A 25653-nucleotide genomic window follows, 5' to 3' on the forward strand; every position below is an offset into this window, starting at 1 on the left:
GTCTTCAGGACTGAAGCTGGACCGGACGGGATTGCGTCCTCTTAAACGCCATTCGCGCCAGGCAAGACTATCCCTCTGGGCCAAGCCCTAACTAAAACAGGATTACTCATGTCCTTTGCTTCCCTCGGTCTCTCCGAGGCTTTAGTCGGCGCGATCGAAGCCGCCGGCTATACCCAGCCTACTCCGGTGCAACAGCGGGCCATTCCCGCCGTGTTGCAAGGTCGCGACTTGATGGTTGCGGCGCAGACAGGTACTGGTAAAACCGGCGGTTTCGCCCTTCCGATCCTGGAACGGTTGTTTCCCAACGGTCACCCGGACAAATCCCAGCGTCACGGCCCGCGCCAACCGCGCGTCCTGGTCCTGACCCCAACCCGCGAACTGGCCGCCCAGGTGCATGAGAGCTTCAAGCTCTACGCCCGCGACCTGAAGTTCGTCAGCGCCTGCATCTTCGGCGGCGTCGGCATGAATCCACAGGTGCAAGCCATGGCCCGTGGGGTTGATGTGCTGGTTGCCTGCCCGGGCCGCCTGCTCGACCTGTGCGGTCAAGGCAGCGTCGACTTGTCCCACGTGGAAATCCTCGTGCTGGACGAAGCCGACCGCATGCTCGACATGGGCTTTGTGCACGACGTGAAGAAAGTCCTCGCGCGCCTGCCAGCCAAACGCCAGAACCTGCTGTTCTCCGCGACCTTCTCCAAGGACATCACGGACCTCGCCGGCAAGCTGCTGCACAACCCCGAGCGCATCGAAGTCACGCCGCCGAACACCACGGTCGAGCGCATCGAGCAACGGGTATTCCGCCTCGCCGCCAGCCACAAGCGTGCCCTGCTGGCGCACCTGATTACCGCCGGTGCCTGGGAACAGGTCCTGGTCTTCACCCGTACCAAGCATGGCGCCAACCGCCTGGCCGAGTACCTGGACAAACACGGCCTGAGCGCTGTCGCGATCCACGGTAACAAGAGCCAGAACGCCCGCACCAAAGCCCTGGCCGACTTCAAGGCCGGCGAAGTGCGGATCCTGGTTGCCACCGATATCGCCGCGCGCGGCCTGGATATCGACCAACTGCCACACGTGGTCAACTTCGAGCTGCCGAACGTCGACGAAGACTACGTGCACCGCATCGGCCGTACTGGCCGTGCCGGTCGTTCGGGCGAAGCGATTTCCCTGGTCGCCCCGGACGAAGAGAAACTGCTGAAAAGCATCGAGCGCATGACCAAGCAGAAAATCGCCGACGGCGACCTGATGGGTTTTGACGCCAGTGCCGTTGAAGCCGAAAAGCCTGAAGTGCGTGAACGTCCGGACGTGCGCAACCCGCGCAATGCCCGTGGCCCGCGTGGCGATGGCCCGAACGGCGGTGGCGGCGGCGGTGGCCGTAAAGACAAGGGCAAGGACAAGGGCGGCAAGGACAAACCTGCCGCTCGTGGCGACCGCCCGGCTCGCGAGCAGAAACCTCGCGAAGGCACCCCGGCCCGCGAACAGCGCCAGCCAACCCCACGTGCAGCCGCTGACCGCGCACCGGACGAGTTCCTGGACGACGATATCGATAACTTCGGTAACCGCGTCGACTACGTCCCGCAGCAGAAGCCGGCTCAAGGTCGCGGCCGCCGTCCAGGCGCCCCGGCACAAGGTGCAGGCGCCGGTGCAGCACCGCGCGGCGGCCAGCCGCAAGGTCGCCAGAACGGTCCGCGCAGCAGCAACGGCGCGACCACCGGCACCCCACCGGCCAAGCGCAACGGCCCACGCAACGGCGCTCCTCGTGATGGCCAGGCCCGTCGCGAAGAGTCGTCGCGCAATCGCCGCCCGGCTCGCTCCGATGACCAGCCGCGTCAGGAACCGGCCGTGCAGAACCCACGTGGCACTCAGCCGAAGATCATGCACAAGGAGTCGAAAAGCGATCGCTTCCCGACACCTGAGCAGCTCGATCAACTGCCGAGCCGCCCACGGGGTGAAAAACCGGCCCTGCTGACGCGTAATCGCTAAGCCGAGCCTGTAAAAAAAACGCCCCCGATCGCAAGATCGGGGGCGTTTTGCATGGGGCGCCGGTTACCGGCCAGGACCGCTAGGGTCACGGCCGACAATCGAAGATCGCCACACAGCAAAACGCCGACTCAAGGTCGGCGTTTTGTGGCACGCGGCGAAAATTACTTCGCTTTCACACCTTCAAAGGTGATGTACAGCTCGACGTTGTTCGACGCCGGGCCCAGGTCCATCATCTTGCCGAAGTCCTGGCGGTTGAAGCTGGTGGTGCCTTCAAAGCCAGCACGGTAGCCGCCCCATGGATCCTTGCCTTCGCCCAGGAAAGTGGCCTTGACCACGACTGGCTTGGTCACGCCGTGCAGGGTCAGGTCGCCCGCGACGTCTGCGGTCAGCTTGCCGTCGGCGTTCTTGCCGGTTGGCTTGACGCTGGTGGAGACGAACTTGGCGTCGGCAAACTTGCCCACGTCCAGGAAGTCTTTGCTGGCGATGTGCTTGTCGCGCTCGGCGTGGTTGGTGAACACGCTGGCGGTACGCACATTGACTTCAATCTTGGCGTCTTCCGGCTTGGCGGCATCGAAGCTGAACTTGCCGTCCAGGTCCTTGAAGGTACCGGTGATGTAGCTGTAGCCCAGGTGGCTGATCTTGAAGTCGATGAAAGCGTGCTGGCCTTCCTTGTCGATCACGTAGTCAGCAGCCATCACCTGACCGGCCGACAGCAGGGCGGAACCGATGGCCAGAGCGGCGAGAGTCTTTTTCAACATGCTTCTATTCCTTTTGAGTCGAGGTTGAACATCAGGCTTTGCGCCCCAGCATACGAACCAGGGTCGCATCACGATCGATAAAGTGGTGTTTCAGAGCGGCCAGGCCATGCAGCCCGGCGAAAATCACGACCATCCAGGCCAGGTACAGATGCACCTCGCCTGCCACATCTGCCTGGTCCGGTAGCCCGGAAAGCAGTGCGGGTACTTCAAACAGGCCGAATACCGGGATCCCGACACCGTCTGCGGTGGAAATCAGGTAACCGGCAATCATCACAGCGAACAGACTGAGATAAAGGAATGCATGACCGAACTTGGCCCCCAGGCGAGTCAGGCGCCCGTGGTTGGCCGGCGCCGGCGGCGGTGGGCTGATAAAGCGCCAGAGCACCCGCAGCAGCATGATGGCGAAGAGGCTCAGGCCAATGCTTTTGTGCAGGTCCGGTGCGTCTTTGCGCCAGGTGCTGTAGTAGTCGAGGCCGACCATCCACAGGCCCAGGGCGAACAAGCCGAACACCACCAGGGCCACGCCCCAGTGCAGAACAATGCTTACCCAACCGTAGCGCGAAGAGGAATTACGTAGCTGCATGACTTGAATCCTGTAAGAACTGCTGCCCAAGACTATCGATTTACCTATCGAATTAAAGCGGAAAATTTCGCTTTGAAATATCGAGAAATATGATCTGAAGGGTATGCACAGTACGTTAACGATGGATTAAGGACTATCCCCAAAAAACGTGACAGACCGTCCTGCGTTTACTGCCAATTTGCCCTTCAGAACCTCAATGGGTTGTGACACAGCCCGGCATTGCATAGGCTTGCGCGACTGTTTTGCCTGCGCCCGCCGCAGGACCGCTTCGAGGAGATAAACGATGGGCCTGAACAACCAGTGGATGCAACGCGACCTCGCGGTCCTGTGGCACCCCTGCACCCAGATGAAAGACCACGAGCAGCTGCCGTTGATTCCCATCAAGCGCGGCGAAGGCGTCTGGCTCGAAGACTTCGAAGGCAAGCGTTACCTGGACGCGGTCAGTTCCTGGTGGGTCAACGTGTTCGGCCACGCCAACCCGCGCATCAACCAGCGCATCAAGGATCAGGTCGATCAACTGGAACACGTGATTCTCGCCGGGTTCAGCCATCAGCCGGTGATCGAGCTGTCCGAGCGCCTGATCAAGCTCACCCCCGAAGGCCTGACCCGCTGTTTCTATGCCGACAACGGTTCGTCGTGCATCGAAGTGGCGCTGAAGATGAGCTTTCACTACTGGCTCAACCGCGGCGCACCGGCCAAGAAGCGCTTCGTCACCCTGACCAACAGCTACCACGGCGAAACCATGGCCGCGATGTCGGTGGGCGATGTGCCGCTGTTCACCGAAACCTACAAGGCCCTGCTGCTGGACACCCTCAAGGTGCCGAGCCCCGATTGCTACCTGCGCCCCGAAGGCGTGAGCTGGGAGGAGCACTCGCGCACGATGTTCGCCGCCATGGAGCAAACCCTGGCCGAGCATCACGCCAGCGTTGCCGCGGTGATCGTCGAGCCGCTGATCCAGGGCGCCGGCGGCATGCGCATGTACCACCCGGTGTACCTGAGCCTGTTGCGCGAGGCCTGCGACCGCTACGGGGTGCACCTGATCCTCGATGAAATCGCCGTCGGCTTCGGCCGCACCGGGACCATGTTCGCCTGCGAACAAGCCGGGATCCGCCCGGACTTCCTGTGCCTGTCCAAGGCCCTGACTGGCGGCTACCTGCCACTGGCGGCCTGCGTGACCACCGACGAGGTCTACAGCGCTTTCTACGACGACTACCCGACCCTGCGCGCCTTCCTGCATTCCCACAGTTACACCGGCAACCCGCTGGCGTGCGCGGCGGCCCTGGCGACCCTGGATATCTTCGAAGAAGACAACGTCATCGAAAACAACCAGGCCCTGGCCCAGCGCATGGCCAGTGCCACCGCGCACCTGGTGGATCACCCCCATGTGGCGGAGGTGCGCCAGACCGGCATGGTGCTGGCTATCGAGATGGTCCAGGACAAGGCCAGCAAGACCGCCTACCCGTGGCAGGAACGCCGTGGCCTGAAGGTGTTCCAGCACGCCCTGGAGCGCGGCGCGCTGCTGCGGCCCCTGGGCAGCGTGGTGTATTTCCTGCCGCCCTATGTGATCACCCCCGAGCAGATCGACTTCCTCGCCGAAGTGGCCAGCGAAGGCATCGATATCGCCACCCGCGACACCTTGAGCGTCGCGGTGCCGGAAAACTTCCATCCGGGCTTTCGCGATCCGGGCTAGCAGGTCACTCAGCGAAACGCCGTTCACCGATTCATCTTCAACAGAGACCCCCCATGAGATTGTCCCGCTTCTTTATCGACGCCCCCCTGAGCCTCGGCGAACACCCACTGCCCGAGGCCCAGGCCCATTACATCGGGCGCGTGCTGCGCATGGCCGAGGGCGATGCGCTGCAAGTGTTCGACGGTTCGGGGATGGAGTTTCGTGGCACCTTGCTGGAAGTCGGCAAGAAGCGCGTGACAGTGCGTCTCGATGAAAGCTTCGCCGGGCAGGTTGAATCACCGTTGCAGATCCACCTCGGCCAGGGCCTGTCCCGGGGCGAGCGCATGGACTGGGCGATCCAGAAAGCCACCGAGCTTGGGGTCAGTGAAATCACCCCGATCTTCAGTGAGCGCTGCGAAGTGCGGCTCAAGGACGAACGCGCCGATAAACGCCTGATGCATTGGCGCCAGGTGGCAATCAGCGCCTGCGAGCAATGCGGCCGTTCCCGGGTGCCGGTGATTCACCCGCCGCTGCTGCTGGCGGACTGGATCAAGCAGACCCAGGCCGAGCTGAAGCTGGTGCTGCACCCGGTGGCCGAGCCGCTGGTAAGCCATGCCAAGCCGGCCAGCCTGGCATTCCTGATCGGCCCTGAAGGCGGCCTGTCCGACGCCGAGGTCGAGCAGGCCCACGGCGCGGGCTTTCTGCCGGCACGCCTGGGGCCACGGGTCCTGCGCACCGAAACCGCACCGGTGGTGGCCCTGGCCGTGGCCCAGCAGCTGTGGGGCGATTTCTAGAACCCTGGCCGGCCCGTCCTGGCGCTACTCCACTGGATCGCTGATCGGCTTGGCGATGATCGCCTTGAGTTCGCTGGTCATGGGGAACTCCAGGTTCAGGCCCTTGGGCGGAATCGGCTGCTGGAACCAGCGCTGGTAGATGCCGTTGATTTCCCCCGAGCGGTACAGGTCGCCCAGGGCGGCATTGACCAGCGCCAGGAACTGCGGATCGTCCTTGCGCACCATGCAGCTGTAGATCTCCCGCGACTGCTCCTCGCCCACCACCACCCATTTGTGCGGATCGTGGGCCTTGGCCCGTTCCCCGTAGAGCAAGGCGTCATCCATGTAGAAAGCGGCGGCGCGGCCGGTCTGCAACATCTGGAAGGCCTCGCCGTGGTCCTTGGCGCTGATCACGAACATGTCGATCTTGTGCTCGACGTTATAGCTCTTGAGAAAGCGCTCATTGGTGGTACCGGCGGTGGTCACCACGTTCTTGCCCCGCAGGTCGGCGAAGCGCTGGATGCCGCTGTCCCGGGCCGTCAGCAACTGGCCTTTGACGTAGATGAACCCATAGGAAAACGCCACCTGCTTCTGCCTCTCGGCGGTGACCCCGGTGGAACCGCACTCCAGGTCCACAGTGCCGTTCTGCACCAGGGGGATGCGCGTCTGCGACGTCACCAGGTTGTACTTGACCGCCAGGTTCGGCAGGGCCAATTGCTGCTGGATGCGCTCGACGATCTTGCTCGCCAGGTCCACCGAATAGCCCATCGGCTTGCCGCTGTTATCCCCCACATAGGAGAACGGCACCGACGCATCGCGATAGCCCAGGGTGATGCTGGCGCTGTTGGCGATCTTGCCCAGGGTCCCGCCGGGCGGCGCTTCGCCGGCCTGGAGCTGGGTGCTGAGGAGCAGGCCCAGGGTGCAGCCGAGCAACGTGATTTTTTGCATTGTTATTCTCCGTTGTGGGTCATGGGGTCAGCGCCGGGCGGCGATGACGGTGATTTCCACCCGCACCTGGGGCCGTGCCAGTTCGGCCTGGACGGTGGTGCGGGTCGGCGCCTGGCCCGGCGTCAGCCAGGCCGACCAGGCCTCGTTCATGGCGGCAAAATCCTCGCCGATGTCCTTGAGGTAGATGGTCGCGCTGAGCAGGTGATCCTTGTCGCTACTCGCCTCGGCCAGCAAGACGTCGATCTTCTCCAGCACTTCGCGGGTCTGAGCGCCGACCTCGGTCGCCGCGCCCGGCACCTGGCCGGACAGAAACACCAGGTCGGCGAAGGTCACGGCGCCGCTGAGGCGCGGGTTGCTGCTGATGCGGTTGATGCTCATGGGGCATTCCTTGTGCGGGGTCTTCGGTCAGGGGTCAAGCAGCGCGGGGCGCAAGGCCCTGCATATCGATAGCGGTAGGTCGCTGGCCCAGCAGCTCGCCCAACAGGCGCCCGCTGCCACAGGCCAGGGTAAAACCAAGCGCGCCATGGCCGAGGTTGAGCCACAGGTTGCGGTAGGCCGTGGCCCCAATCAGCGGCACCCCGCTGGGGGTGGCCGGGCGCATGCCCGCCCATTCAATGGCCGCGGCGTAATCGCCGGCGTCGGCAAAGGTTTCCCCTGCCTGGCGGCGCATCAGGGCCAAGCGCTTGGGGTCGAGCGCCGGGTCGAAGCCGACAATGTCGACCATCGCCGCCACCCGCAACTGCTGGCCGATCCGTGCATAGACGATCTTGCGGTTGTAATCGGTGATGCTGATCTGCGGCGCCTGGTGCTGCTCGCCAATCGGCACGCTGAGGCTGTAGCCCTTGAGCGGGTACAGCGGCAGTTTCAGGCCCGGCAGCGCCAGCTCGGCACTGCGGTGGCCGGCGGCGAGCACCAGTTGCTCGACCGCCAGGGTCTCGTGCCCCAGCTCGATGGCCTGCACCGTGCCGGCACTGTGACGGATCCCGGTCACGCTGCGCCCCAGCAGGAACTCGCAGCGCCCCGAGGCCTGGAGCCGCGCCACCAGTTGCTGGCAGAAGGCGTGGCAGTCAGCCACTTCTTCATTCGGGGTGAAGATACCGCCGACAAAGGGTGCGTCCTGCAGCGTCGGCTCAAGCTGTGCGCACTCGGCGTGGGACAACACCTGCTGTTGGCGGCTGTCTGCCAGATGGCGCCGGGCGTGCTCGAAGCTGCCCGGCTGGCGAAAGGTCACCAACTTGCCATTGCGCCGCCAGTCGAAGCCGTCCAGCCCATCCTCGTCGCGCCAGGCCTGCAAGGTGGCCTGGCTGAGCAATGCCAGGCGCAGCAGGTGGCCGGCGTTGCGCTGGTTGACCGAGCTGCGGCAAGCGCCGAGGAACCCCAGCAACCAGCGCCATTGCGCCGGGTCCAGGCGTGGACGCAGCTTCAATGGCGAGTCGCCGCGCAGCATCCAGCCCAGGGCTTGCCAGGGCACCCCGGCATCGGCCAGCGGCGCCACATAGCGGTAGGACAACTGGCCGCCATTGGCGAAGCTGGTCTGACTGGCGAACAACTGCTGCGCCTCCACCAGGGTCACTTCAAAGCCCTCGCGGACCAGGGCATAGGCACTGGCCAGGCCGATCACGCCACCGCCGACGATGCAAACCCGCTGCGTCATATCAGTCCTTACCTGTGTATTGAACGGCCTTCAGGTTAGGAGCAGGTGACAGGCGCCGAACAATGAATAAAGATCGACCACCCATAAACAAAGGTTATGGACTTGCCATGCGACTGCGACACATCGAAATCTTCCAGGCCATCCGCCAGACCGGCTCGGTCAGCGGCGCCGCGCAACTGCTCCACGTCTCGCAACCTGCGGTGACCAAGGTCCTGCAACACGCCGAGTTGCAACTGGGTTTCCCACTGTTTCTGCGGGTACGCGGCAAGCTCCAGGCCACGCCGGAGGCCCTGGAACTGGAGCGTGAAGTGGACAAGGTCAGCGAGAGCCTGCAAGGTGTGCGGCGCCTGGCCCAGAGCCTGCGCCGCAAGCCGGGCCATAGCCTGCGGATCGGCGCGACCCCGGCCCTGGCCCTGTCGTTGCTGCCGCCGGCGATCAGCGAATGGACCCGGCGCTACCCGGAGTTGGTCTGCGAGCTGTCCAGCGCCCACAGCCGCGAGTTGGTGCAGAACCTGTTGATGCGCGAGATCGACGTCGCCCTGACCCTGCAACGCCCGGATCACCCGGGGCTGGCGGCCCAGGCCCTGGCCCAGGGGGTGCTGGTGGCCCTGGCGCCGCGGGACTATTGGCCGGCTGCCGCCAGGGGTACGCCATTGGCGCTGATGGAACTGGCGGGGGCGCCGTTGATTGGCCTGTCCAGCGCCGACCCGTTGTCGGCCCGGCTCGACAGCTACCTGGAGGCGGTGCAGCCGGCGCCACGGGTGAGCATTGCGGTGCAGACCTATTCCCTGGCCCGGGCCATGGTCGAATCCGGCGCCGGGCTGGCGGTGATCGACCCCTTCACCGCCCTCGGCGCCTCGACCGCCAGCACCGAGATCCGCCCCCTGACGCCCCCGCTGCCGATCACCCTGTATGCCGTGACCCGCACCAGCGAACCGCAACCTCATACCCTGGGCAGCCTGCTGGACATTTTCAGCCACCGCGCCCAGGAGCAATTGAACCGGCTGTTGCAGCACGCCTAGGCGCGTTAACGGCCAATGAAGCCCTAGAGCACGTAGAACAGAATCGCCACGAAATGCAGCAGGCTGCCGCCGATCACGAACAGGTGCCAGATGCCATGGGCGTGGCGCAGGCGGCTGTCGAGGGCGAAGAAGATGATGCCCACGGTGTACAGCACCCCGCCCGAGGCCAGCCAGGCGAAGCCGGTCGAGCCTAGGGCCGCCAGCAACGGCTTCACCGCCACCAGCACGATCCAGCCCATCACGGCGTAGATCACGATCGACAGGATCCGCGCCTCGGAGCGCGGCTTGATCTCTTGCAGGATGCCGATCAGCGCCAGCCCCCAGACAATCCCGAACAGGGTCCAGCCCCAGGGCCCGCGCAGGGTCACCAGGCAGAACGGCGTGTAGCTGCCGGCGATCAGCAGGTAGATCGAAAAGTGATCGAGCTTCTGCATGATGCTTTTCTTCGGCCCGCGCACGCTGTGGTACACGGTGGAGACGCTGTACAGCACCAGCAAGGTGAACCCGTAGATCGCCACGCTGACGATCTTCCAGGGGTTGCCGTCGAGGCTGGCCAGCACCACCAGCCACACGCCCCCGATACACGCCGCGACCGCACCCAGCAAATGGGTCCAGGCGTTGAATTTTTCCCCGTGATACATGTGTCACTTTCCCTCAAGCGGTTACAACAGGATGCAAGGCTCAGGCCTGGAGCCTGAAAGCGCAACATTACCCACACTAGATGGGGCAAAAAAAGCTCCAGCCAAGGCCCTGTTCGTCGGGCACAATCCTGCCCATCGAACAAGAGTGGCCGCCATGCTGATCGACGAAGAGTTGACCCTGAAAAAGCTCGAAGTGTTTCTCGCCTTCATGCGCACCGGCAACCTGACCCGGGCTGCGGCCGAGTTGCACACCAGCAATGTCAGCGTGCATCGGGCCATCCATTCCCTGGAAAGTGCCCTGCGCTGCCCGCTGTTCAAGCACGAGGGGCGTAACCTGACGCCGCTGGAAAGCGCCTATGTCCTCGAGGAACGGGCGCAAAAGCTGATTGGCGACGTGGTCGAAAGCGTGCGCCTGACCCGTGAAGCCGCCGGGTTCTCCGCCGAACGCTTCAAGCTCGGCTCGCTGTATTCGCTGACGGTGAAGACCGTGCCGCAGTTGATCATGGGCCTGAAGATCCGCCGCAGCGAACTCAATATCGACCTGATCCTGGGGTCCAATATCGACCTGCTGTACAAGCTCAAGAACATGGAAGTCGACGCGATCCTGGTGTCCCTGGATGACAGCATCAGCGACCCGGACTGCGAGCAGATCCCGCTGTTTTCCGACGATATCTTTCTCGCCACCCCCGCCGATTCGCCCTTCGCGCAGCAGGCGGAAGTCGACCTCAGCGATGTGCGCGACGCTACCTTCATTACCCTGACCCAGGGCTTCGCCACGCACCAGGACGGGGTCCGGGTGTTCAAGCAGGCGGGGTTCGAACCGAAGGTGGCGATGCAGGTCAACGACATCTTCACCCTGCTGAGCATGGTCAGTTCAGGGGTGGGTTATGCCTTGCTGCCGGGAAGAATTGCCGCGGTGTATGAGAACCGGGTCAAGCTGATCCCGCTGCAAGCGCGTTATCGCCTGCAACAGCATATCGGCGTGGTGTTTCTCAAGGCCAAGGAGCGTGATCCGAACCTGCTGGCGCTGCTGGCCGAGTGCCGGATGTACGCCAATCGCCAGGCCGCGTCCTGACGCCCGTGGCCGGCCGCCCCTCGCGGGAGTCGGCCGGCCATGGCCGCAAGCGTCAGTCGGGAGTTAACCCACCAGGCCGCGCACGATGAAGTACAGCAGCGACGGTCCCAGCAGGCAGCCGAGCCCGGTGTGGAAGGTTGCGGTCAGGGCACCGTAGGGCACCAGCCGCCGATCGGTCGCCGCCAGCCCGGCCGTCACGCCGCTGACGGTGCCGGCCAGGCCACCGAAAACCATTGCCGAGCGCGGGTTGTCCAGGCCCATCCAGCGTGCGGCCATCGGCGTGCCGACCATCACCAGGATGGCCTTGATCAGGCCGGTGGCAATCGACAGCGCCATCACATCGGAGGTTGCGCCGATCGCCGCCCCGGTCACCGGGCCGACAATGTAGGTCACCGCCCCGGCACCGATGGTGGTCATGCTCACCGCATCGCGATAACCGAAGACCCAGGCCATGCCCGCGCCGACGATAAACGGCAGGACCGTGCCCAGCAGCAGGGCGATGACCCCAATCAAGCCGGCTTTGCGCGCCTCGGTGGCCTGGACCTCGAAGGCCGTGGCGACAATGGCGAAATCCCGCAGCATGGCGCCGCCCATCAGGCCGATGCCGGAGAACAGCGCCAGGTCCGCCAGGCCCTTCTGCCCACCGGTGATAGTGCCGCCGACCCAGGCCAGTACCAGGCCGATGACAATCGCAATCGCCGAACCGTGGATGCGGCCGAACGTCAGACGCTTGGACAGCAGCACCGACAGCCACATGATCACGCCGACAAAGGCGAAGGCTGTGATCAGCCCGTTGTGTTCCAGGCCCTTTTCAATGAGATCCCACATATCAGCGCCCCCCTGCCGCAGCGGCACCGGGCGCCAGCTCGACCGGTTCATCCGGCAGCGGCTCGCCCTTGTTGGTGCGACTGATCAAGGCAATGGTGCACCCGCAGAGCACCACCGAACCGATGGCCGCCAGCACTGCCACCGGACCGCCGTGCAAGGCGGTCACCACGTTTTGCTGGGCCGCCATGGCCACCACCACCGGAATGTACATGGCGCCCCAGAAGCCGACGCCCATCTCGCAGTCCTTGGTCATGCCGCCGCGCTTGTGCATCCACAAACGCGCGCAGATCAGCAGGATCATGGCAATCCCGACCCCGCCCACATTGGACTTCACACCCAACAGCACACCGAGCATGTCACCGATAATCACCCCGGCCAGGATACAGATCGCCAACAGCGCCACACCGTAAATAATCATTGTTGTAGTCCTCAAAGTGCATCGTCGAAGTTGTTGTTTTTGTGCTTCGCCAGCTTGAGTCGGGACTCTATCGGTCGCGGCGTACCTCCTCATGCAACAGCGCCTGCAGGGTGTCCAGGCGCGCACCGTCGTAGGCGATCACGCTGCCCTGTTCGAACACCCGGCGCGCCAGCCCGGTCAACACCGCACCAGGCGGCAGTTCGATCTGTAGCCGCACGCCGCGCTCATACGCGCCTTGCACGGTGCCGCGCCAATCCACCACCCGGCACATGTTGAACGCCAGGTCGTCGCGCAGTTGTTCCACCTGGCGCAGCGGCCGCGCCCGGCTGCTGCTCAGGTAACCCAGGCGTGGCGCCTGCATCGGCACCTGGGCAAAGGCCTCGGCCAGCGCCTGGGCCGGTTGCGCCAGCAACGGGCAGTGGGACGGCACGCTGACCGCCAGGCGCTTGGCCACGCCCACCCCGCAACCGCGGGCCAGCTCGGCCACCCGCAGCATCGCGGCGTCGCTGCCGGCGATCACCAGTTGACTGTCGGCGTTGATATTGGCCAGGTACACCGGTGCCTGCTCGCTGTGGACCTGGGCCAGCAAGGCCTCCACCGTGGCCAGTTGCAGACCGATGATCGCCGTCATCCCATAACCCTCGGGGTAGGCACGCTGCATCAGCTCGCCCCGCAGGCTCACCAGGCGCAACGCATCGGCAAATTCCAGGGCCCCGGCCACCACCGCCGCCGGATAGGCGCCGATGGACAGCCCAGCCACGTACTCCGGCGCCGGTGCCTGCTCCAGCAGCAGTCGGGCACTGGCAACGCCGGCGATCAGCAAACACAGTTGCACGGCCCGGGTATTGGCCAGGGCGGCGGGGGAGTCCAGGGTCAGCGGATCCTCGCCCAGCACCTGCGCCGCCTCTTGCAGGCAGGCCTGCACCAGCGGGTTGGGCGGCAGGCGCTGCAACATGCCCGGCTGCTGCGCGCCCTGGCCCGGAAACACCAGCAGGCTGCTCACGCCACCTGCTCCAGGGCCTGCCACGGGTTCTCGACCAGCCGTGCACCCGCCGCGCATTTGAGCAATACACGCCGGGCGCCGGCAGCCCATTCGCGCAGGGCCAGTGCGCCGTTGGGGGTCTGTAATTGCAGGTCCACCGGGCATGGCGCGCTGTCCAGCAACGCCAGCAGGTGCCGGGCCTGGGCCCGGGGCAGAGGTTCGACGCTGCGCGCAATCAGGTCCAGGTCACTGCCCTGGTGCAGCGCTGCCACACCGCTGGCCAGTTCAAACCCGGCGCTGCCGCTGACGCCCCACACCAGGCCGCACGCGTTCAACTGCGGGCGCAACAGGGCCAGGGCCCGCAACGCCGGCCAGGGCTGATCCGACTCCACTGTGCACAGGGCTTCGGGCGTGACGCAACGGCTGATGGAGGCCAGCGCCATCAGGGTCGGATAACGCTGCTCGCGCAGGCGCCCGCGCACGCCCACCGCCACCTGCCCCGGCGCGGTCAACGCCCGGCGCACCACCACCGGCTGGGCGTCGGCCATGGCCGCCACCACCCAGGCTGGCGCATCGCCCGGCAATTGCTCAGGCGTCAGGCCCCAGAGCAGGTCATGGGGCTGGGGTGGCAAGCGGCTCACCACTGTTCTCGCAACAGCTGGCGCACCCGGCTCGACGCTGCCCGATTGCTCGCGCCCAACCGCCCGCTCAGGTCATGCCCGGTGGCGCGCACATCGGCTATCGCCTGCACCAGGCACTCGTTGACCCGCGCCAGGTCATGGGCCGTGGGTTGTTCGATCTGAGTCACCGACAGGGTTTCCCAGAGCAGGCCCAGGCTGGCAAAGCTGTCGATGTCATAGGCCATCGGCGGCACGCTGGCGGCCAGGGCTTCCAGTTCCTCGACGCTGCGCAGGGTCACCCGCGCCGCCGAAGCCTTGCCCATGGCATGCACCATCACCCCCGGGTCACGCAGGGCGATCAGGCGGTTGGCCTGGTAGCCGTGGGCCAGAAACGCCCCGGACATGGCCTTGCCCACCAGCAGGGCAATCACCGGGTGCCCGGCCAGCCGCGCCCGGGCATAACTGTCGGCCGCCCCGGCCAGCGCCTGGTGAATACCCAGTGCTTCTTCACGCCGACCGTAGGCCTGGCTCGGCACATCGACGATGGCGATCAGGGGGCGTTTTTCGGTGTGCGCGGCATCGGCCGCGATCACGTCATCCACCACCCGAGCCAGGCCCCAACCTTCCAGCAACCCGACTTCGCCGTTGCGGGCCCGGGGGAAACGGTTGTCCGGGTCGGCCACCACGGCGATAAAACGCACCGCTTGCCCGGCCAGGTGGCCGTCCGCGACATTCAGCGATGCCGGCACATCAGTGACGGGCGTGGCGCCGGCACTCAGGGCCTGAAACCAGTGCCAGCCGCGCAGGGAATAAGCACTCATGAGCGGTCTCCTTGATACAGGTCGCGAACCGTTGCCGGTTCGATTTGCGGCGCGGTATCCAGCCGCGCCAGGCAGCCCAGGTAGTGTTCGGCCTGGCGGCTGCGCTGCTGCGCCGGCAACCCCAGGGCCAACAGTTCACCGACCTGCTGCTGGATCTGCGCCACATCGTCGGCCACATACCGATCCACCAGGCCACTGGCAAAGCGCTGTTCGCCGCCGGTCAGGCTCCAGATAAACGGCCGGTCGCGGGAGTCGTACTCCTCAAGGCCGGCTTCCTGCTCGATCACTTGCGGGCCATTGAGCCCGAGCCGCGCTTCCTGGGTCACCAGCAGGTAACTGCACAGGCCGGCGGCAATCGACATCCCGCCAAAACAGCCAACGCTGCCGGCCACCACGCCGATCACCGGCTGGTACTGACGCAGATCGACAATCGCCGCGTGGATATCGGCAATCGCCGCCAGCCCCAGGTTGGCTTCCTGCAGGCGCACGCCGCCGGTTTCCAGGAGCAAGACGGCGCGAGTGGCGATGCCGTTGCGGTTGTCCTCGGCGGCCAGTTCCAGGGCGCCGGCGATCTTCGCCCCGCCCACTTCACCCAGGCTGCCGCCCTGGAATGCGCCTTCGATGGCGGCAATCACCACCGGCAGGCCATTGATCTTGCCCTTGGCGATCACCACCCCGTCGTCGGCCTGGGGCACCACGCCCTGGCGGACGAGCCAGGGCGACATGACCCGCTGGAAAGGGTCGAGCAACTCGCGAAAGCTGCCGGCATCGAGCAAGGCCCTGGCCCGCTGGCGAGCGCCGAGTTCGACGAAGCTGTGCTTGTGCAACAGGCGGTCGCTGTCAGTCATGGCCGATCTCCTCGAAGCCCTGTTCCAGGCGCAGGCGCACCACGCCCGGCGTGGCGCCGAAATCATGAATATCGATGGCCAGCGCCGGCGGCACCTGGCCGTCGAAGAGGCGCTCGAACAGATGCTGCCAGCGCGCCCCGCTGCCATTCACCGAGGTCTGCACCTGGATCGTCAGCTTGCCGGCCGGGCCGGGTTCGAGCAGCACTTCCAGGTCGCCCGAGCCGACACAGCCCACCAGCGCCCGACCGCGAGCCGGTGGCCCGGCGGGAAATTCAAAAGACAAGGTTTCCATCACACTGCTCCCTGGATAAAGGCGTCGCCGGACTCGATCCGGTCGAGCAACAGGCAGGCTGCGAGGAGGTCCGCAGCGCCGCCGGGCGAGGCATTCAAGGCCAATAACTGTTGGTCCAGCTCATGCAGGCGGCGACGCCCGGCCAGGCTCGCACTGCCACCGGCCTCGAGCACCGCCCGCGCGCCCCGCTGCATGGCCTGCAAGCCCTGCTCGCCGGCGCGGTACAGCACGCAGGTGTCGACCAGGGTGGTCATGATGGCGAGCAAGGCATCGAGCCGGGCGTTCTGCTCGCCATGGCCCTGGGCGCGACTGCGCTGAAGCTGCGGCAAGCCATGTTGCAGCACCGCTGGGAACCCCAACTGCGCCTGTTCGCGGGCACCGAGTGCACCGTAGCGCTGCGCCACCTGGGCGCCATGGCTGAGGGCACGCGGGGCATGGCGATCATCGAGCAACGCCAGGCGTGCGGCGCGAACGGCCAGGCTGCCGGCGCGGTTGGCCTGAGGCTCCAGCGCCGCAGCCGCCACCAGCAGGCCCAGAGCCCAGATCGCCCCACGATGGGTATTGACCCCGCCGGTGGTGACCAGCATCGCCGCTTCGCCTTCACGGCCGATGCGGCCCAGGGCTTCGCGCAATGGCAAACCGATCGCGCCGAGTTCAATGGCGGCGTCGGCCATGGCCTTGAACGCCGGCCACAGGGACAGGGCCGAGGCGTGCATCAGCCCCAGGTGCAGGTCGCTGTGGGCACCGTTGCCACGACGATCCACCAGCGCCGGCTTGGGCGACAGGTCGGCCTCGTCGATCAGTGCGTCGACCGCCAGGTCCGCCAGGCGCTCGGCCAGGCTCAAGGGTTTCGCGTGCAGATTGAATGCGTGCATTACCAGCTCCTGAACTTGGCGGGCGGGTGGTACAGGCCACCCGACCACTCCACCAGATCGGCGACGCTTTTCGCCGCGAGCAACTCGCGACTGGCATCGGTACGGCGAATGCCGAGGTCTTCGGGCAAGGCGATCAAGCCTTCACGGCGCATGCGCGCGGTGTCTTTGGGGTTGTGTCGCAGGCCGATGACGGTGACCCCGGCCACGGCGGCGATCATGGCCTGGCGCTCTTCCAGAGAGCGGGCCTTGTACAGGTAGGCGATGCCTTCCTCGGTCAGCAGGTGGGTGACGTCGTCGCCGTAGATCATGATCGGCGCCAGGGGCATGCCGCTCTTGCGCGCCACTTCCACCGCGTCCAAGGTCTCGACGAAGGTCGGTTTGCCGCCTTCCTGGAAGGTCTCGACCATCTGCACCACCAGCTTCTTGCCGCGTTCGAGCATGGCCTGGGGCGCGTCGCTCTGATCGACGCGCATATCCAGCCAGGCCGGGGTGCCGTGGCGTCGGCCGCGGGGGTCGTGGCCCATGTTCGGGGCCCCGCCGAAACCGGCCAGGCGCCCGCGGGTCACGGTGGAAGAATGGCCGTCGCCGTCCACCTGCAAGGTGGCACCGATAAACAGGTCCACCGCGTATTGCCCGGCCAGTTGGCAGAACATCCGGTTGGAGCGCAGGGAACCGTCGCGGCCGGTGAAGAACACGTCCGGGCGCGCGGCGATGTAGTGCTCCATGCCCAATTCGGTGCCGAAGCAGTGCACGCTTTCCACCCAGCCGCTTTCAATGGCCGGGATCAGGGTCGGATGGGGGTTGAGGGTCCAGTTGCGGCAGATCTTGCCCTTGAGCCCCAGGGATTCACCGTAGGTGGGCAGGATCAGCTCGATGGCCGCGGTGTTGAAACCGATACCGTGGTTCAGCGACTGCACATTGTGTTTTTCGTAGATGCCGCGGATCGCCATCATCGCCATCAGCACGTGCACCGGCTTGATATGCCGTGGGTCGCGGGTAAACAGCGGCTCGATGTAGAACGGCTTGTCGGCCACCACCACGAAATCCACCCAGGACGCCGGGATGTCCACTCGCGGCAACTCGCTGACGTCATCCACCAACTGGTTGACCTGGACGATCACGATGCCGTCGCTGAAGGCTGCCGGCTCGATCAGCGCCGGGGTGTCCTCGGTGCTCGGGCCGGTGTAGATATTGCCCGCGCGGTCGGCCATGAAGCCGGCCGAGAGCACCACGTTGGGAATCAGGTCCACCACCAGCCGTGCATAAAGCTCGATGTAGGTATGGATCGCGCCGACTTCCAGCAGCCCGTCTTCGAGCAACTGGCTGATGCGCAGGCTCTGGGTACCGGCAAAGGAAAAGTCCAGCTTGCGCGCGATGCCGCGCTCGAACAGGTCCAGGTGCTCGGAACGGCCGACGCTGGGCATGATCATGTGCAAGTCGTGGAGCTTGGCCGGGTCGGCCTTGGCCAGTGAGCGCGACAGGAAGTCCGCCTGCTTCTGGTTGTTGCCCTCCAGCACCACCCGGTCCCCGGGCAGGATCAACGCCTCCAGGGCCGCCACGATCTTGTCGGTGGGCAACACCACACCATCGGCCAGGGCCCGCACCTGTTCGAGGCGCCGCTGCTTTTCGCTGCGCCGCCGCGTCCAGCGCGAGTCGGGGGATATTATTGTTGTCATGCTCACTCCACGGGTTCGCTGTCGTGGAGCCACCTTAGGAGGCAATGCCCGAGGCATCAATCAAGCCCAGCGGCGGATCGTTACGCTCAGGGTAATGATTCAAGCCGCAGCCATGAAGGCAGTGCCTGCACCGCCGATGTTGGAGTACCCTGCCACCCCACCACAGGTGCATCCCGAATCACCCGGCCGATGAATGGCCGGCATCGACGTGACGAGAACTCTCATGGCAAAAACCGCATTCCCTCCTGTGCGCTCGGTCGAGCAGTTGCTGGGGCAACTCCAGCAGGGCTTCAAGCCCGAGTACCTGATGTTCTGGGGCCACCAGCCGGCGCGGGATGGCCGTGTCACCCACAGCTGCTTCAGCCAGTGGTTCCCCACGCCGTTCGAGGTCGACGGGGTGAGTTACGCCAGCGCCGAGCATTACATGATGGCGGGCAAGGCCCGTCTGTTCGATGACGCCCAGACCCTGGAGCGGATCCTCGTCGCGGCAACCCCGGCCGATGCCAAGCAATTGGGGCGTCAGGTGCACGGGTTTGACGGGGCGCAGTGGGACGCGGCGTGCTTCGATATCGTGGTGCGCGGCAACCTGGCCAAGTTCAGCCAGCACCCGGCACTGGCTGAGTTCCTGCTGGCCACTGGCGAGCAGGTGCTGGTGGAAGCCAGCCCGGTGGACCGCATCTGGGGCATCGGCCTGGCCGCCGAGGACAAGAAAGCCTCGCAGCCGGAGAAATGGCGCGGGCTCAATCTGCTGGGGTTTGCCCTGATGGAAGTGCGCAGCGCCCTGCTTGCCGGCTAAGCAGGCTCAGCCCTCGCCCGGCACCAGCCCCGACGCCACCAGCAAGGCTTCGAGCCCCAGCAGGTCGGGGACCTTGGCCACTTGTTCGGCCACTTGTACCGCGGCTTTTTCCAGGGCGCACAAGGGCACATCGACGTAGCTCAATTGGCTGTCGAGTTTGTGCGAGCGCGGGATGCCCTGGACCAGCAAGGCGATGAACGCCAGGTTCGGCCGCCCGCCCAGGGCGTTGAGCACGACGATCCGCGCCCGGTCGCCAATCACGGTCTTGCCGCCACAGGCCGATTCGAAGCTGAGCAGCGGGATCTGCCGGTCGCGCCAGCTCACCAGGCCCAGGTACCAGGGCGGCGAATCCAGGTCGAACGAGCCGGGCTGGTAATCGATCAGTTCGGCGATCGCGACATTGGGCAGGACCAGGGTCCGGTCGGCCAGGGGCAACAGCAGCCCGGTCAGGTTGCTGGCGCGGTGATCAAGCATGGGGTTTGCTCCACAGGGCGATGCTTTCGAGCAATACCGACTCTTGGTAGGGCTTGCCCAGGTAGTCGTTGACGCCGATGGCCATGGCCCGGTCGCGGTGCTTCTGCCCGGTGCGCGAAGTGATCATGATGATCGGCAGGTGCTGCAGGCGCGGATCGCTGCGCACCTGCATCGCCACTTCAAAGCCGTCCATGCGCGGCATTTCGATGTCCAGCAGCATCAGGTCCGGCAGGTGCTCGTCGAGCAGGAGCATGGCGTCCACCCCATCCTTGGCGGTCAGCACGTTCATGCCGTGACGCTCCAGCAGGCGGCTGGTGACCTTGCGCACCGTGACCGAATCGTCCACTACCATGACCAGCATCGGCCGTTGCGGCTCGGCCTCTACCGGCCCTTCCTCGTTGCCCACCACCTGCTGGCGCGGCAACCAGCTCTGCTGGACGCGGATATGGGCCAGCAAATCGAGAATCAGCACCACCCGGCCATCGCCGAGGATGGTCGCGCCCGACAGCCCCTGTACCGCCGAGAACTGCGGGCCAAGGCTCTTGACCACGATCTCCCGGCTACCGGCCATGGCATCGACCTGCACCGCGATCCGGTGCTCGTTGTAATGCACCAGCAGCACCGGCAGCGGCAGGCTCTGGCCCAGCAGTTTCGGGCGGCCGACGGTGTGCAGCAGTTCGCCGAGGTAGCACAGGTCGTAGCGCTGACCGGCGTATTCATAACGCGGCGGATCGAGCTGGTAATAGCTGTCGAGCTCCACCGGCAGTACGCGGACGATGCCTTCGATGGTGTTCAGCGGGATCGCGTATTGCTCGTCGGCACACTGCACCATCAGTGCCCGATTGACCGACACGGTAAACGGCAGGCGAATCCGAAAGTGCACGCCCTGCCCCGGGATCGAGTCGATGCTCATGGTGCCGCCCAACTGCCGCACCTCTTCATGCACCACGTCCATGCCCACGCCGCGCCCGGAAATCTGGGTGATTTTTTCCGCCGTGGAGAACCCCGGCTGCATGATGAATTGCAGCACGTCGCGGTCGCTGATTTCGAGGTTCGGGTCCAGCAGCCCGCGCTTGATCGCCTTGCTGCGCACCGCCTCCAGCGGCACCCCGGCACCGTCGTCACGCATGTCGAAAACGATGTCGCCACCTTCGTGTGCCAGGTCCAGGGTGATCCGGCCCTGGGCCGGCTTGCCCACCGCCAACCGCGCCTCGGCCGATTCCAGGCCATGGTCGACGGCGTTGCGCAGCATGTGTTCCAGGGGCGCCACCATGCGCTCCAGCACGTTGCGGTCCATCTCGCCCTCGGCATTGCCGACGACGAACTCGACCTCCTTGCCCAGTTCGCTGGCGACCTGGCGCACGATGCGCTTGAGCCGCGGCACCATGCGTTCGAACGGCACCATGCGCGTGCGCATCAAGCCTTCCTGCAATTCGGTGTTGATTCGCCCCTGCTGCTGCAGCAGGTTGTGTGCGTCGTGATTGCGGCGGTCGAGGGTTTCCTTGAGGTCGAGCAGGTCGGAGGCCGACTCGAACAGGGCCCGCGACAGCTGCTGCAACTGGGAATGGCGGTCCATTTCCAGCGGGTCGAATTCTTCATAGCCCAGGCGCTCGGCCTCCACCTGCTGGCGGCTGAGGATGCGGCCCTGGGTTTCGGTGTCGAGCCGGCGCAGTTGGTCGCGCATGCGCTCGATGGTGGTTTCCATCTCGCTCAGGGCCACCCGCGCATCGTTGACCTGCTGTTCGATACGCCCGCGAAAGATCGAGGTTTCCCCGGCCAGGTTGACCAGGTCATCCAGCAGTTCAGCCGACACCTTGACCATGTCCCCGGCCGGAGCCTCGACCACCGGCACAGGCGTCTCAGGCTTGCTCGGCGGCGGCAGGCTGAGCAGCGCTGGCGGCGGGCTGGGCTCGACAGAAGGATGGGTAAACGCCCGGATCGCTTCGATCAGGCTGTCGGCGGGCTTGATCGGCTGCCCCGCGCGGGCCGCATCGAGCATCTGCGCCAGCCGGTCGTGGCTGCTTTGCAGCAGGCTGAACAACGCGGGGGTGGCGTGCAGCAGCCCGGAGGACAGGCCTTCGAAGAGAAACTCCAACTCGTGGGCCAGGTCGCCGATCGGGACGATTTCCACCATCCGCGCCCCACCCTTGAGGGTGTGCAGGTCACGCAGCAGGGTTTCCACCTCCTGCCGCCCCTGGGGCTCGGCCTGCCAGCGGACCAGCGCCGCAGCGGAGCTGTCGATGATGTCGAAACCTTCCTCGAGGAAGATCTCCAGCAGCTCCGGGTCATGGGCGGCCGAATCACTGTCGGCCAATGGCTCCACGACCTCGGGGGCGACACTCGCCCGCTGGCGGAAACGGCTGATGGCCTCGATCAGCTCCTGCGGCTCGTCCAACGGCTGTTGCCGCTGCAACTGCTCCAGCAGTACTGCCAGTTGATCGTGGCTGTGCTGCAGCAGCTGCGCCAGTTCCGAGCTGTGCTGGTAACGCCGGTCCACCAGGCCCTGGTACAGGTTTTCCAGCTCATGGGCCAGGTCGCCCACCGGCCCGACGGCGGCCATGCGTGCGCCACCCTTGAGGGTGTGCAGGTCGCGCTGCAAGGACAACAGCGGCGCGCCGTTGTCCGGGTCGGACAGCCAGCGTTGCAGGGCCTGGCCCGCACTTTCCAGGATATCGACTGCCTCTTCGAGGAAGATCGCGACAATTTCATCGTCCTGCTCCGGCAAGTCCGCAGCCAGCCCCAGCTCGGCGGTGGCAGCCCCCAGTTCACTGATGCTCAGGGTGCGGCTGCCGTCGCTGCGGATCAGCCCGGTGGCCGTCGGGTCCAGGCCTTCCTCGAGCAACTCGCGCAAGGCCCTGACCCGCGCCGGTTGCGGGCTGACCACCTGCCCGGCGGCCAGCTCGTCGAGCATATTGATCAGCGCTTCATGGGCGCTTTCGGCCTCGTGGAAGAAGCGCTCGCTGACCGCCAGGCTGCTTTCCTCCACCGCCCCATACAGGTCGAGCAAGGCTTCGCACAACTCATCCATCGGTTGCAGGTCGGCCAGGTGCGCGCCCTCGCCCAGGGTCGTCAGCTCATCCAGCAGCGCGCTCAGTTCCTGGCGCGCGCCGGGGTGCTGCTGCCAGCGGCGCAACAGGTTTTCGGCGTCCAGCAGGATGTCCATGCCCTGGGCCAGGAAGTTGTTGATCAGTTGCGGGTCGCGCTTGATGCGCAGCCCGCTGGTAGGGGAATTGAGGAGTTTTTCCAGGCGCTCGCCCAGCAGGGCCTGGGTGCGGTCGATCAATGACCGTGCCCCGTTGATGGGCGCCTGGGGATCGTTGCCCAACTGCTTCAGGCCACGGCGAAACAGGCCCTCGGCCTCCAGCAGCAGCTCGACTTCATCCAGGTCGAGGGCGATCAGGTGCGCGCGATACTCCCGGGCCAACTGGTCAAGAGGCGCCGCCAGCTCGGCAATCGGCAAGACCCCGGCCATCGAGGCACTGCCCTTCAGGGTGTGCAGGGCCCGTTGCAACTCGTCGCTGGCCTGCAACGGCAGGTGCTCGGCGGCGTGGTCGAGAAAGCGATTGATGCTGTCGAGGTGGGTTTGCGCTTCATTGCGGAAAATCTCCAGCAACTGCGGATCGAGAGCACCGCTCGCCGTGTGCTCCACCGGCTCGGCGTCATCGCCCTTGGCCAGGGCATGGGCACGGGCCGCCAGTTGGTCGACATCGTCACGCTGACGCTGGGCCTGGGCGGCGAATTCGGCGATCAGCTCCGGCAGCAGCTGCACCACCTCGCCCAGCAGTTGCCAGACCTGGGGCCCGGGCTCGACGCTGCGCTCCAGCACCCGGTTGAGCAGGTTCTCGACGGCCCAGGCCAGCTCCCCCAGGACCAGCGCGCGCACCATGCGCCCACTGCCCTTGAGGGTATGGAAGGCGCGGCGCAGCTCACTCAGCGCGGCCTTGCTCGCGGGATCGGCCGACCAGCGCGGCAGGTACTCGCGCAGCACCTCCAGCACCTCGTCGGTTTCCTCGAGGAACACTTCCCGCAGCTCATCGTCCACCGGTGCTTCGTCCCGCGGCGGCGGCAGCAGGCTGCCCGGGGTGTTGAGTGCCGGCGGGTTGAGGGCCGACACCGGGCTGGCCAGCACATCAGCCAGGGACTGCACCACCTGCGGGTCGTCGAGTTCCTGCAGGTCCTGCATCACCAGGGCTTCGCCGGGGCTGAGCACATCGTCGAGCAGCGGCACCTGTTCGACCGGCACATAACCCAGCGCGGCCAAGCCCTGCTCGGCCACATCGAGGATTTTCTCTCCGGGGGCCTCGGGGTCTTCGCTCAGGCGCTCCAGGTAATACTCGATGCTGGTGATCACGTCGGCCAGACTGTCCAGTTGCTGCCACTCGGGGCGGACCGGGTCGGGCAGCAGGTGTTCACGGATAAAGCTGTTGCAGGCTTCGAGCAGGCTCGCGGCGCGGCTCAGGGGAATCATCGCCAGCGCCCCGCGCACCTGGGTCAGCAGCTCGGGCAAGGGCAACAGGTGCTCGCGGTCCCAATCGGCGTCGATGTATTCGACGATCAGGTCCTTGGCCTGTTGCAGGCACAGCCGCGCTTCCTTGATCACCAATTGGTGGATCTGAGTCAGGTCGGTGGTGGGCAGGCGGCTTTCTTCGCGGCTTTCAGGCTCCACGGTGCCGACCATGCCGGCCAGGGTCGCCTCGACATACAGCAAGGCGCCGGCCACATCCATCAGCACCGCGTCATTGGGTTCGCGCTGGCCCTGGGCCAGGCTCTGGACCACCGCCAACTGGTCGATGATCACCTTGCGCGGCTGGCCAAAACCCAGCACCGCGAGGGTGTCGGCGATCTGCCGCAACGGCGCCAGCAGGCTGTCCAGATCATCGGCGTGCTGCCGGTCGCTGCGCACGAACAGATCCAGGCGCTCCTTGACCCGTACCAGCTCCTCGCACAGCGCGGCCAGGACCGAGCGCATGGCGTCGCGGTCGGGGCCCGCCATGCGTGCGCGCTCCTCATCGACCAGGGCGCTGTCGGGCAGCGCGTCGTCCAGGGCGTAGCGTTCTTTCATAATCTGCATCTGCGGGGTGGGATGACGGGCCTTGGCGATGTAAAACAGCAGGCTCTTGAGCAATTCGTCCGGCGCCGGCTGGTTGACCCCGGCGATGCCTTCCTCGAACAGGCGCTTGAGCTGGCGGTCGACATCCTTGAGCAGGCTGCGCACCGCCGGGCTGTTGGCCACTACCTCATGGCGCATGCCGTCCACCAGGGCCAGGGAAATCTGCCACAACGGCCCCAGCGGCGCGTTCTGGCACAAGGCTTCAAGGCGCTCGAACACGCGGGTCATATAGGACAGGCTGTTTTCCACATCCTGTTCCCGCAGCAGGTCCACCAGCGCGGTTTGCAACATATGCCGCAGTTTGCGCAACAAGACCTGCCATTGCCCCGGATCCAGCTCGGCCAGGGCCGCCGCGTCGAGCGGCGCGAGGCTGGGCAGCAGGGGGCTGAACAGGCTGGTTTCCGAGAGCAGACTCTCGCCACGGGCACTGCGCAGGTCGTTGAGCAGCGGCAACACCACCAGCGGCAGGTCGCGCCGCGCACTTTGCACCCGGTCCAGGTATTGCGGCAGTTGAGTGATGGCCTGCAACAACAGGCGGATGGCTTCGTCACGCTGGGACACGCGGTGCTGCTGCAAGGCCAGGGCCAGTTGCTCCATCTCTTCGGCCAGCAGCGCCGCGCCATAGAACTCGACCATCTGCAGGCTGCCATGGACCTGATGGATGCCCTCCAGGCACTGGCCGATGGCGTCGGCCGCCAACGGCTCATCGAGCAGATGCTCCAGCGCCTGATAGGCCTGCTTCAGGGTCTCGGCAATTTCGCCCTTGACCCATTCGAGGGCCACATAGTCGTGCCGATCAACCATAACCACTCC

The 25653-nt window shown here is 65.6% G+C and carries 23 protein-coding genes; 6 read left to right on the forward strand and 17 right to left on the reverse strand.

The window, feature by feature from the left end; translation table 11 throughout:
- The first annotated feature begins 108 nt into the window (after positions 1 to 108).
- On the forward strand, positions 109 to 1977 hold the full coding sequence (gene rhlE2, locus AC19YX_RS14005) for an RNA helicase RhlE2 (RefSeq protein WP_421548304.1): 1869 nt from the start codon (positions 109 to 111) through the stop codon (positions 1975 to 1977).
- Between the two features lie 161 nt (positions 1978 to 2138).
- Here the strand turns inward: rhlE2 and AC19YX_RS14010 are convergent, their stop codons facing one another.
- Positions 2139 to 2735, reverse strand: coding sequence for a YceI family protein (locus AC19YX_RS14010; RefSeq protein WP_020296208.1), 597 nt, complete (start codon positions 2733 to 2735; stop codon positions 2139 to 2141).
- A 31-nt stretch (positions 2736 to 2766) separates the two neighbouring features.
- Entirely contained in the window at positions 2767 to 3318 is a 552-nt protein-coding gene (locus tag AC19YX_RS14015) for a cytochrome b (RefSeq protein WP_078473561.1), read from the reverse strand.
- Between the two features lie 283 nt (positions 3319 to 3601).
- On the opposite strand from AC19YX_RS14015, the gene AC19YX_RS14020 reads away from it, so the two are divergent.
- Both AC19YX_RS14020 and AC19YX_RS14025 read left to right on the forward strand, forming a co-directional pair.
- Positions 3602 to 5008 (forward strand): adenosylmethionine--8-amino-7-oxononanoate transaminase, encoded by a 1407-nt coding sequence (locus AC19YX_RS14020; protein WP_500606474.1) that lies wholly within the window; start codon positions 3602 to 3604, stop codon positions 5006 to 5008.
- 53 nt (positions 5009 to 5061) lie between these two features.
- Positions 5062 to 5781: a 16S rRNA (uracil(1498)-N(3))-methyltransferase gene (locus AC19YX_RS14025; RefSeq protein WP_078473559.1), complete on the forward strand. Its 720-nt coding sequence runs from the start codon at positions 5062 to 5064 to the stop codon at positions 5779 to 5781.
- Between the two features lie 24 nt (positions 5782 to 5805).
- Here the strand turns inward: AC19YX_RS14025 and AC19YX_RS14030 are convergent, their stop codons facing one another.
- Genes AC19YX_RS14030 through AC19YX_RS14040 form a run of 3 tightly spaced genes read right to left on the reverse strand, consistent with a single transcriptional unit; the run spans position 5806 to position 8362 of the window.
- Entirely contained in the window at positions 5806 to 6708 is a 903-nt protein-coding gene (locus tag AC19YX_RS14030; protein WP_500606475.1) for a transporter substrate-binding domain-containing protein, read from the reverse strand.
- 27 nt (positions 6709 to 6735) lie between these two features.
- Entirely contained in the window at positions 6736 to 7086 is a 351-nt protein-coding gene (locus AC19YX_RS14035) for a RidA family protein (protein WP_500606476.1), read from the reverse strand.
- A gap of 34 nt (positions 7087 to 7120) precedes the next feature.
- The gene (locus AC19YX_RS14040; RefSeq protein WP_500606477.1) at positions 7121 to 8362 is read right to left on the reverse strand and encodes a D-amino acid dehydrogenase; all 1242 of its coding nucleotides are present in this window, start codon (positions 8360 to 8362) and stop codon (positions 7121 to 7123) included.
- Between the two features lie 107 nt (positions 8363 to 8469).
- Between AC19YX_RS14040 and AC19YX_RS14045 the strand changes: the two genes are divergently transcribed.
- Positions 8470 to 9384, forward strand: a complete 915-nt coding sequence (locus AC19YX_RS14045) for a LysR family transcriptional regulator (protein WP_078473555.1) — start codon at positions 8470 to 8472, stop codon at positions 9382 to 9384.
- A gap of 23 nt (positions 9385 to 9407) precedes the next feature.
- Here AC19YX_RS14045 and trhA read toward each other — a convergent pair whose 3' ends face one another.
- Positions 9408 to 10025 carry a PAQR family membrane homeostasis protein TrhA gene (trhA, locus tag AC19YX_RS14050; protein WP_020296200.1) on the reverse strand — a complete coding sequence of 206 codons (618 nt, stop codon included), beginning with the start codon at positions 10023 to 10025 and terminating at the stop codon, positions 9408 to 9410.
- Between the two features lie 154 nt (positions 10026 to 10179).
- On the opposite strand from trhA, the gene AC19YX_RS14055 reads away from it, so the two are divergent.
- Positions 10180 to 11100, forward strand: coding sequence for a LysR family transcriptional regulator (locus AC19YX_RS14055; RefSeq protein ID WP_078473554.1), 921 nt, complete (start codon positions 10180 to 10182; stop codon positions 11098 to 11100).
- A 63-nt stretch (positions 11101 to 11163) separates the two neighbouring features.
- On the opposite strand, the gene madM is transcribed toward AC19YX_RS14055, so the two are convergent.
- From madM to mdcA, 9 genes are all read right to left on the reverse strand, one after another.
- Entirely contained in the window at positions 11164 to 11928 is a 765-nt protein-coding gene (madM, locus tag AC19YX_RS14060; RefSeq protein ID WP_201128390.1) for a malonate transporter subunit MadM, read from the reverse strand.
- A gap of 1 nt (position 11929) precedes the next feature.
- Positions 11930 to 12346, reverse strand: coding sequence for a malonate transporter subunit MadL (madL, locus tag AC19YX_RS14065; protein WP_500606478.1), 417 nt, complete (start codon positions 12344 to 12346; stop codon positions 11930 to 11932).
- Positions 12347 to 12413: 67 nt separating this feature from the next.
- On the reverse strand, positions 12414 to 13349 hold the full coding sequence (gene mdcH, locus AC19YX_RS14070; RefSeq protein ID WP_500606479.1) for a malonate decarboxylase subunit epsilon: 936 nt from the start codon (positions 13347 to 13349) through the stop codon (positions 12414 to 12416).
- Positions 13346 to 13969 (reverse strand): malonate decarboxylase holo-ACP synthase, encoded by a 624-nt coding sequence (locus AC19YX_RS14075; RefSeq protein WP_500606480.1) that lies wholly within the window; start codon positions 13967 to 13969, stop codon positions 13346 to 13348. The genes mdcH and AC19YX_RS14075 overlap by 4 nt, the downstream gene beginning before the upstream one ends.
- Positions 13966 to 14769: a biotin-independent malonate decarboxylase subunit gamma gene (gene mdcE / locus AC19YX_RS14080; RefSeq protein ID WP_500606481.1), complete on the reverse strand. Its 804-nt coding sequence runs from the start codon at positions 14767 to 14769 to the stop codon at positions 13966 to 13968. Before mdcE ends, AC19YX_RS14075 begins: the two co-directional genes overlap by 4 nt.
- Positions 14766 to 15617, reverse strand: coding sequence for a biotin-independent malonate decarboxylase subunit beta (locus AC19YX_RS14085; protein WP_078473549.1), 852 nt, complete (start codon positions 15615 to 15617; stop codon positions 14766 to 14768). The genes mdcE and AC19YX_RS14085 overlap by 4 nt, the downstream gene beginning before the upstream one ends.
- On the reverse strand, positions 15610 to 15909 hold the full coding sequence (locus tag AC19YX_RS14090; protein WP_078473548.1) for a malonate decarboxylase subunit delta: 300 nt from the start codon (positions 15907 to 15909) through the stop codon (positions 15610 to 15612). The genes AC19YX_RS14085 and AC19YX_RS14090 overlap by 8 nt, the downstream gene beginning before the upstream one ends.
- Entirely contained in the window at positions 15909 to 16784 is an 876-nt protein-coding gene (locus AC19YX_RS14095) for a triphosphoribosyl-dephospho-CoA synthase (RefSeq protein ID WP_078473547.1), read from the reverse strand. Before AC19YX_RS14095 ends, AC19YX_RS14090 begins: the two co-directional genes overlap by 1 nt.
- Positions 16784 to 18460 (reverse strand): malonate decarboxylase subunit alpha, encoded by a 1677-nt coding sequence (gene mdcA / locus AC19YX_RS14100; RefSeq protein WP_078473546.1) that lies wholly within the window; start codon positions 18458 to 18460, stop codon positions 16784 to 16786. The genes AC19YX_RS14095 and mdcA overlap by 1 nt, the downstream gene beginning before the upstream one ends.
- A 223-nt stretch (positions 18461 to 18683) precedes the next feature.
- Between mdcA and ybiA the strand changes: the two genes are divergently transcribed.
- Entirely contained in the window at positions 18684 to 19256 is a 573-nt protein-coding gene (gene ybiA, locus AC19YX_RS14105) for a riboflavin biosynthesis intermediates N-glycosidase (RefSeq protein ID WP_500606482.1), read from the forward strand.
- Positions 19257 to 19262: 6 nt separating this feature from the next.
- Here the strand turns inward: ybiA and AC19YX_RS14110 are convergent, their stop codons facing one another.
- Together AC19YX_RS14110 and AC19YX_RS14115 are read right to left on the reverse strand one after the other, a co-directional pair.
- Positions 19263 to 19730 (reverse strand): chemotaxis protein CheW, encoded by a 468-nt coding sequence (locus tag AC19YX_RS14110; RefSeq protein WP_078473544.1) that lies wholly within the window; start codon positions 19728 to 19730, stop codon positions 19263 to 19265.
- Positions 19723 to 25644, reverse strand: a complete 5922-nt coding sequence (locus AC19YX_RS14115; protein WP_500606483.1) for an Hpt domain-containing protein — start codon at positions 25642 to 25644, stop codon at positions 19723 to 19725. The genes AC19YX_RS14110 and AC19YX_RS14115 overlap by 8 nt, the downstream gene beginning before the upstream one ends.
- Between the last annotated feature and the right edge of the window lie 9 nt (positions 25645 to 25653).

It is taken from the genome of Pseudomonas sp. MF09150 (assembly GCF_059862355.1).